The following is an 8,791-nucleotide window of genomic DNA, read 5'->3' as shown; positions in this document are numbered from 1 at the left end:
GGATCTGGGCCAGCATGTTTCCACACATACCTCACTGGTTGTCAAACCGGAAGAGGTGGAGAAGGTCTTGCCCTGGGTACATACGGCAATCAGCAATGTCAAACGCTTGTTACTCGACGTGCACCACAATAAACTCAAACCCGAATACCTGCAATATTACCTCGACGAATTCTGTTATAAATTCAACCGGAGATTTTTCGGGGAGAAACTATTTGACAGGCTTGTGATAGCCGCTGTTTCATATCCTCCTGAATTCAAATCCAAAATTTACAATAGGGCATATTGCGGATAATCATTTTATATTATTCTCTAACTTAACTCTCATTTGTCTCTACTTTCTCAAATAATTTGTCGCAAATTTATATCATTCTATTTTAATTTCACAATTTTTTCTTACAAAAAACTGTTTTTTAACATACAAAAGAATAAATCCAAGAACAACTACGGGAAATCAAGACGTAAAAGACAGGGCGGGGAATCACTCCCGGCCCTATCCAAATCCTTTCAATAGTGTTTAATATTCGTAGAGTTTACAGATTTGCTGAAAGGGTTTATTTACATTATTCATTTAATACAGACTAATCCCAACCGGCATTTTGTTGTCCTGCAATTTTGGGATTCGACGTGATTTCCGAAAGTGGAATCGGGAAGATGTATCTTCTGTCTTCAAAGTTGAATCCCGGAGTCTTTATAATATTGGGATCCACCACTCCCGAAGCGGGATCGTATGATGCGGTACTCATACTACCCCAGGACGCTTTATCCGGCACTCCTGCTTTTCCATCTTTGCTTTTTATGGCGTATGTGTCATACGTCAAACGATGAATATCTGGCCAGCGTCTGCCTTCGGCGAGAAATTCAATCTGCCGTTCCTGCAAAATAGCAGTCATAAGCACATCCACATCGGCAAATGAAGAAACACTGAATTGTAAAGCCAGGTCTGTAACCGCCCGGTTGCGTACAGCGTTCAAAAGGTCAACCGCCTTTTGTGTTACCCCATTCTGGCGCGCTTCCGCTTCAGCATAATTCAGTAATACTTCCGCATACCGCAAAACGGGAGTCCAATCGTTCATTTTCGATCCGGCACGGTATTTCCACGACCAGAAAGCATTAATGTTACCATATGTACCTCTCGTCAAGAGTTGCTCCCTCCTTAAATCACTTTCCAGCCAGAAGTCAGCGTTGATGATGATCGGACTAACGCATACTAAGCTGCGAACCGTAGAATAAAACTGGGAAAGCGAGCCATTATTTGTAGCATTATCCAATTCACTGTTTTCTATGGAGAAGATAGACTCAGTATTGCCACTGTTGTTCGCAAAAGGTCCCTCTGGTTGGGTAGTTAATGTATAATTCCCAATCGGACTTGTAAAAGGGGCAGACGTGCTCACTATTTTAGCAGATTCGGTGATTACGTCTCCCCATTTACCCATATGCTGATAAACACGCGTTTTCAATGCAATGGCTGCGCCTTTTGTAGCCCGGGAAATTTTCAATCCCCCGTCCCTGGTTGGTCGCAAATTCTGCTCGGCATAGTTCAAGTCATCCAATATTTGATCGTAAGTAGCCTGTACGGTTGCCCTTCCGGCTTCTTTGGCCTCTTCCACTTTCTCAATCGTATTGATCGGAACAATACTCACCGGCACTCCGTAATGGGAAGCATCCGGAGTTGCCGCATAGGGTAACGAGAAAAAGACTAATAATTCATGCAAGCCCAAAGCTCTCAGGAAACGAACTTCCGCTTCTCCGTCCTTTGCCTTTTCTTCCGTAATAATACCTTGTTCTGCCGCTGTCCTAAGACCTTCGATTACAATATTGATCTTGTTTATCATTTGATAAGTACACTCCCAGTGCGCCTGTCCGTTGGGAGAAGATGTACTATAGGTACCATTGTAAGTAACGGCAAAGAATTGCTGTACATTCACCATATCCTCGCCTTTCATATCGCCTTGCTCCACGCTTGCTGCCCCGAAAGGATAACCGCGCCGTTGGTTGTTGCCCGGATAATAACCGCTTTGAGCGGCATCGTAACAGCCGACTATGGACAATTCACAGCGTTCAGCTGTTGAAAAAGAGAGTTCATAAAGTATCGCATGTTTCGGCTCGAGATCAATCGCCTGTTCAGTACAACTGAAAAATAATCCGGCGATGAATAGGATATATAATATTCTTTTCATATTTCTTTTTCATTTAATGTTATTACTTAAAAACCGATATTTAATCCGATCAGGAATGTCCGTTGTTGCGGGTTACCGTTCCAGTCAATTCCCGGCACCCCCTGAGTTACCGTTTCCGAATAACTCTCCGGATCCAGTCCGCTGTAACCTGTAAACGTAAAAAGATTCTGCCCCTGCACATAAATTCTGAGCTTATCTACCCATAATTGGCTGCAGAGTTCTTTGGGGAAGTTGTATCCTACCGAAAGGTTCTGAAGTTTCAGAAAGTCTCCGTTTTCAATCCAGCGCGATAAACCTTCCCCTGTCAGATTAATAAAGCTACTATTCCCATAGTACAAACGCGGTACGGTACCGTCACCCGGATTGCTTTCGCTTTGCCAACGACCTAAAATTTCAGTGCTGTTGTTGACAAACCCTTGATCCAGCATGTCTCTGCGAGTTACGTTCGCTATTTTGTTGCCTCCTGAAAAGCGGAAAAAGATATTGAAATCAAAGTTTTTCCAGCTCACCGTATTGTCCCATCCGCCAAACCAGGTAGGAAGCGAATTTCCGAGTATCGCTTTATCGGCTTGTACCAGATTAGCCGGTTCACTGAGATCTCCGGGGTTGGCAGGGTTGTACACGTAATATTTGCTGTCATCTATATTTCCCTGAATAATAGAACCGTCCGCTTTATAGTACATTGGGTTTCCATTTTTCATGTTGACACCGGCATACCGGTAACCCCAAAGCGCATTCACGGATTCTCCTTCCCGCAAGATATAGTGTTCATACGGAATTTCATTCACCAATGTTACGATTTTACTTTGCTGCGTGGAGAAATTGAAAGCACTTCTCCAAATCAGGTCATTGTTTTGGATAATGTTGCCGCTTAACTCAAGTTCAATCCCATTATTTTTGATTTTACCATAATTCTGGGCTATTTCATTCCATGGAATACCTAACGACGGAGGAGTCGGAACATCCAATACGATATCGCTGTTGTCTTTCTGCCAGTAGGCGAAAACAAGATTTAACCGGTTATTCAGGAAAGCCATATCGAATCCGAAGTCGAGAATTTTTTGTTTTTCCCATCGCAAAGCGGGATTCCCTGTCTGATAGTAGGAGATACCCACCTGATCTCCATATTTTTGACCGGTAAAAAGATCACTGTACATGAAATCTCCCGACAATCTATCGTTACCAACTTCAGCAAAACTTCCCCTGAGACGGAAGTCATTCACCACGTTATTGATTGTGCTTTCTTTCCAGAAATCCAGACCTGACAGGCGCACAGCGGCGGAACCACCATAAAATGTCCCCCAGCGATTGTCTTTATGCAAGTTCGAGATACCGTCCCAACGCACAGAACCTCCGACATAGAAGATGCTGTTATAGTTGTAGTTCGCGCGAAGGATATAGGATGCCAATCCGTTGGATGTCCAGCTACCACCCGAGCTTTGCGTAACATATGTATCTGAAATCATTTCGTCCACGAAGAACGGGACCGAAAAATCACGCGCTCCGGCGGTAAAACGAGTATAGGCATAATTCGTCCATTCCGCAACGGCTGTCGCATCTACATTATGCAAGCCAAAAGCCTTGTTCAGGGTCAGGAAGTTCTGAAAATTCCAGCGTTGTCTTTTGATAGACGACCTGCTGATCAACCCATTATAGCCAAGGCCATCACCCGATTCGGGCTTCCAAACATAGGCATCGTCAATCAGGTTGACATCGGCACCCACCAACGACCGGAACATAAGCCAGCTTACAGGCTTAATATCGATATTGGCAGTAGGAAGCAACCTGTAAGAGGTGTTTGACTGTTTGTTGTTTTTCAGCACCCATACCGCGTTGGGTATTGTGTTTTCGATTGTCCGCAGATTTGCACCTTTACCCAGTGATTTACGGTCGTCAGGATCAATATTAAATCCGGTCGGATCGTCCGGATTATATACCGCGACGTTTGGTAACATCCTCGAACTGGAATACATGTTATCGCTGATAGAATTTGTTCCTTTCACAGGACCGGAATTGACCTGATTAGATGCATTCAGGGAGAACCCCGCCGTTACATAGTCTTTCAATAATTTATGTTCCGCTTTAGCATAAAAGGTATAGCGACTATATTCGTTGTTGATAGCCAGCCCCTTTTGATCCGTATAACCGGCGGACATAAAGTATTGTGTCTGAGGTGAAGCACCTGAGATTGAAACCGTATGGCTGTGCTGGAATCCGGTTCTGAACACGTGGTCATACCAGTTGGTGTTTGTCCCTTTATCATCCATGGCCGCCTGCGGGTTATCTCCTTTATTTGTGTACTTTTCGTTTGCGATTGTGACAAACTGCTCGGCATTCAGCAGATCATACAGCTTGGAAGCGGAAGACCATCCCATCCACGAGTCATAGGTTATCTTCGCAGCTCCTTGTTTTCCCTGCTTGGTTGTGATCAAAACGACACCGTTTGCCGCGCGTGAACCATAAATAGCTGTAGCCGCCCCGTCTTTCAAAATTTCAAAAGATTCAATATCTGAGGGGTTTATATCCCCAAGAGCATTGTTGTTTGAATAAGAATATCCTACGTTTCCGGAAGTTACAGGCACCCCATTGATTACATAAAGAGGGGCGTTTGATGAAGAAATCGTACCGACCCCACGGATAACAACCCGAGGAGGCTGTGTGACATCCCCCGAAGGCGAAATTACCTGCACCCCTGAAGCTCTACCGGCCAATTGTTGCATAAAACTGGGTGAAGCCTTAGAGGCTAAGTCTTCTCCTTTGATCTGGGAAATAGAGCTCGTAACGTCCCTTTTACGTTGCGTACCGTATCCAACCACTATTAATTCATCAAGCAATTCAGTATCAGAAGTTAATACCACCCTCACATTCGTACTTACCGATACTTCTTGCGTTTGCATCCCTACATAGGAGACCACTAATGTACCATCGGCAGGAGCAGACAGGTTGAAATTTCCGTCCGCATCGGTTACCGTACCCTGTGAAGTACCTTTAATCTGAATCGTAGCTCCGATAACAGGTTCACCCGTTTCATCCACTACAATACCACGCACCTGTGTCTGAGCAGCAATAAAGCCTACTCCCACAAAAAACAGGGTTAAAAACAACACTAATTTTCTTTTCATACTCTACTTTTTTTAATTAAAAACTCATTTGTAAACCGCACACGAAATCCCCCTCCCCTCCATAACAGAGAGAGGGCACGCAATAAATATTTTCTACACAAGGAGAATAATGGAGCTGATCCGTTCCATAAGAGGAATAGGAACGGTATAAAGAAAAGACTTCTGTAAAAGAAGGATATGTAAACAGAATGGAAGAAAGAGATAAACCTGAATAGTGGACTTCTAAGCCTGAATCGAGATTGCCAAAAGAATAAGGTGGAATACCCCCTCCCCCCCATTAACTTTTATTAAGGATACAGAAGATGCACAACCACTTGAACCAGAATCCATATTTTATCTATTTTTGATATAATTTCGTGCAAAAATATAAAATATTATTTCAATTCAAAACATTAAAGTATAAAAAAATATATATTTAACATTTTACTTATTAAAAAAACAAAGTAAAACATCACTAAAATTAATAAACCGGCACACTTTTAGCATATCCAATGGAACTCTCAGGGTATTTTCCATATAAAAACGATTAGAACTTTCATCTCTCACTACAAATGTTTATGGATATCTATCTCAGGGATTTATTTCTACAATTTTTATTTGATTAGCTTCTATGCATTTACCAAAGTGGCATATCCACTACCTGCCAATGAAGAAAGGAGTGAAATTTAAGAAAAATGGGCGGATTTGCTTATTGTCCGGAACTGACTATCACAAAAAAGGCCCATCCTTTTTACCTGCCAGTAAAAAGAGATGGGTTTTAAAACAAGAAATAACCTATAAATATACTATAAGTTGGGATTATTGATGGTTTCCAGTTCCGGAATAGCAAATAAATAATAAGGGCTATTTGCTGTGAAATCGGTATTATTGGGGAATCTCAACACGGTATGCCCTTTGATCTCTATATTGGTATCCGGTACCAATCCGGTTGCGGCAGTTCTTTCTACCGGTTTCTGACGCCTCTTCAGGTCAGACAGGCCAAATCCTTCTCCCCACAACTCTTTCCTTCTTTCTATCAGGATCTCTTCCACAAGCTCTTCTTTTGACAAACCCGACAGGTCAGGAGTGTCGGCTCCGCGTTGTTGTCTCAATTCGTTGAGTTTGGCTATTGCCTGTCCCGGTTCACCCTGTTCGGCAAATGCTTCGGCCTCTATTAATACGAGTTCCGCTTTTCTCATAAGCACGATATCCCCTGTGTTATCGGGTCGAAATTTGAATTTCTTATACATCAGTCCGCCCAGATAGCGTGTTACATCCCATTCAAATAATTCCGAACGGATATCATTACCGTCGAAGAAAGAACGGAAGTGAGGATCGGCCATAAAACTATAGTAATAGGAAGACTCAGATGACACATCTTTGAAATGAAAACTATAGCTCGCCACAGATTGATCTGTTGTTTGTCCGTGTCCCCATATCCATTCGCTATTGGAACGATCGTTAAATCCTGAAAGATAATCGGTTCTCGACATCCATGCATAGTCTTTATGAGCCTCCGCTGCATACTTTTGCGCATCGCCCCACTGATTCTTCTGCAGATACAAACGGGCGAGTATCCCGGCTACTACATTCCGGTCGAACTTATGCCTGGCATCCCGCGTATAAGAATCAAGCGCATTATAGGCCTCCAGAAGGTCATCCTCTGCACGCCGATAAACCTCCTCCACGGAACTCCTCGCAGCTCCTTCAGTAGAGCTTGTCGACGGTTCCGTATAAATGGGTACACAGGCTGCATCGGGATCGTATGCATAGGCATGGGCATACCAGGTAGCCGTATTTCCCGGGCTGAACAGCTACATCATTCGCCATGGCATCGCTTGTAAGCAACACGCTCGACCATCCCGGATTTTGATACGTGGTATAGGTATCCATCAGGTATGCCCAGGTACCGTTCAATACTTTTTCGGCATTGCCTGCATTATCAAAAACAATGTCGCTGCTCACCGCATCCGTCGGATCAATATCCAGATCGCATGAATTCAAACCGATAGCGAGCAGAATACTCCATATTATATATATTCTTTTTTTCATTTTCATGTCGTTTATTGGGTTGTCAGAAAGATAAGTTCACGCCAAAAGAAACTGTTTTCATCGCCGGATAACGGAAATAGGTTGATCCGCCGATGGTTTGTTCAGGATCGATCCCTTCGGCACCAAACACCGTCAAAAGATTTTCGCCCTGAGCATATATTTTCAGATCGGAAAGCCCTATCCTTTCCAATACGGGTTTCGGAATATTATATCCCACTAAAATATTTTTCAACCGGAGATAATCGGCGTCGATAAGAAAACGGGTGGATGTACTTGTCCAGGCGTATGCATTGTTTGTCTGAAGACGGGGAATATCTGCATTGGTATTCTCTGGGGTCCACCGGCCTAACATCTCGATAGACATCGCTCTACCTGCAGAGCTTCCGTTATGTAAAATGGAGAGCTTGTCGCCATTATAAATCTTCCCGCCCAGGGAGTAAGCAAACAGTGCAGAAAATTCAAAGTTTCCGTACCGCAAATCGGTACCGAAACCTCCTGAAAGATCTGGCAATGATGTCCCTGCAATGATTTTGGATTCGGTAGTGTTCGCCTCATTATAGTTTTCAGTGATTACCCTGTTTCCTTTATCATCGGTCTTATACCACTGCGGGAGGCCGGTCTCAGGATTCACACCCGCCCATTCGGGAAGGAAAAAATCGTATACGGAGCCACCTACTCTCCGCAGTGTATTCCCCGAAATGATCTGATCCTGGGGAAGTGCGGTAATGGTGTTCTTATACCGGGTAGCATTCAGGGAAATATTCCATTCCAGATCGTTCGTTCTGACGGGTGTTCCAGTAATCTGTATTTCATAACCTACATTCTTCATTGCCCCGATATTGGCTGAATAGGCCGAATAACCAATGGACAACGGCTTAGGGATCTCGAATAACAGATCTTTCGAACGGCGATTGAAATATTCCAGCGATCCTCTCAACCGGTTTTGGAAAAATCTTCCAACACACTGGCTGCCGCAGGTTCTTCCAGCCCCACATAAGATATTACCAACGTACCGTTTACAGGCGCCGATAAATTGAAGCGCCCGTCTATATCAGTAACCGTACCCTGAGACGTTCCTTTAATTTGAATCGTAGCACCGATCACCGGCTCATCCGATTCATCTACAACTGTTCCCTGCACCTGAGTTTGTGCGGAAACAACTCCTATCCCTACAAAAGACAGGACCAAAAACAACAATAGCTTTCCTTTCATAATTTACATGTATTAATCATCTGTTTATAAACTTATTTCTTTTATATCTCAACCTGAATTTATCTGTTCCCTTAAGAAGCAGCACAGAGCCGTCATAACATGAAAAAGGCTCCTCCGAACTTAATTGCACCGGAGGAGCCTTTATATTAAATTTAAATGATTATCCGCAATATGCCCTATTGTAAATTTTGGATTTGAATTCAGGAGGATATGAAACAGCGGCTATCACAAGCCTGTCAAATAGTTTCT

The 8,791-nt window shown here is 43.4% G+C and carries 7 protein-coding genes; 1 reads left to right on the top strand and 6 read right to left on the bottom strand.

Annotation, left to right across the window (positions count from 1 at the left end):
* On the top strand, window positions 1-292 hold a 292-nt coding region (locus F597_RS21360), incomplete at its 5' end, for a transposase (RefSeq protein WP_026327273.1).
* Between the two features lie 286 nt (window positions 293-578).
* Here the strand turns inward: F597_RS21360 and F597_RS0119645 are convergent.
* From F597_RS0119645 to F597_RS0119625, 6 genes are all read right to left on the bottom strand, one after another.
* Window positions 579-2,177, bottom strand: a complete 1,599-nt coding sequence (locus F597_RS0119645) for a RagB/SusD family nutrient uptake outer membrane protein (protein ID WP_019541457.1) — start codon at window positions 2,175-2,177, stop codon at window positions 579-581.
* 26 nt (window positions 2,178-2,203) lie between these two features.
* On the bottom strand, window positions 2,204-5,299 hold the full coding sequence (locus F597_RS0119640) for a SusC/RagA family TonB-linked outer membrane protein (RefSeq protein ID WP_019541456.1): 3,096 nt from the start codon (window positions 5,297-5,299) through the stop codon (window positions 2,204-2,206).
* Window positions 5,300-6,084: 785 nt separating this feature from the next.
* Window positions 6,085-6,966, bottom strand: coding sequence for a RagB/SusD family nutrient uptake outer membrane protein (locus tag F597_RS21355; protein WP_052319846.1), 882 nt, complete (start codon window positions 6,964-6,966; stop codon window positions 6,085-6,087).
* 19 nt (window positions 6,967-6,985) lie between these two features.
* Entirely contained in the window at window positions 6,986-7,330 is a 345-nt protein-coding gene (locus F597_RS22965; RefSeq protein WP_245542062.1) for a hypothetical protein, read from the bottom strand.
* A gap of 22 nt (window positions 7,331-7,352) precedes the next feature.
* Window positions 7,353-8,267: a SusC/RagA family TonB-linked outer membrane protein gene (locus F597_RS0119630; RefSeq protein ID WP_019541455.1), complete on the bottom strand. Its 915-nt coding sequence runs from the start codon at window positions 8,265-8,267 to the stop codon at window positions 7,353-7,355.
* A complete protein-coding gene (locus F597_RS0119625; RefSeq protein WP_019541454.1) occupies window positions 8,264-8,542 on the bottom strand; it encodes a carboxypeptidase-like regulatory domain-containing protein in 279 nt (92 codons plus the stop codon). The genes F597_RS0119630 and F597_RS0119625 overlap by 4 nt, the downstream gene beginning before the upstream one ends.
* Window positions 8,543-8,791: the final 249 nt, after the last annotated feature.

The organism is Proteiniphilum acetatigenes DSM 18083 (assembly GCF_000380985.1).
GTDB lineage: Bacteria > Bacteroidota > Bacteroidia > Bacteroidales > Dysgonomonadaceae > Proteiniphilum > Proteiniphilum acetatigenes.
The sequence above is the reverse complement of the archived record's forward strand: the minus strand, read 5'-3'. Positions and strand labels throughout refer to the sequence as shown.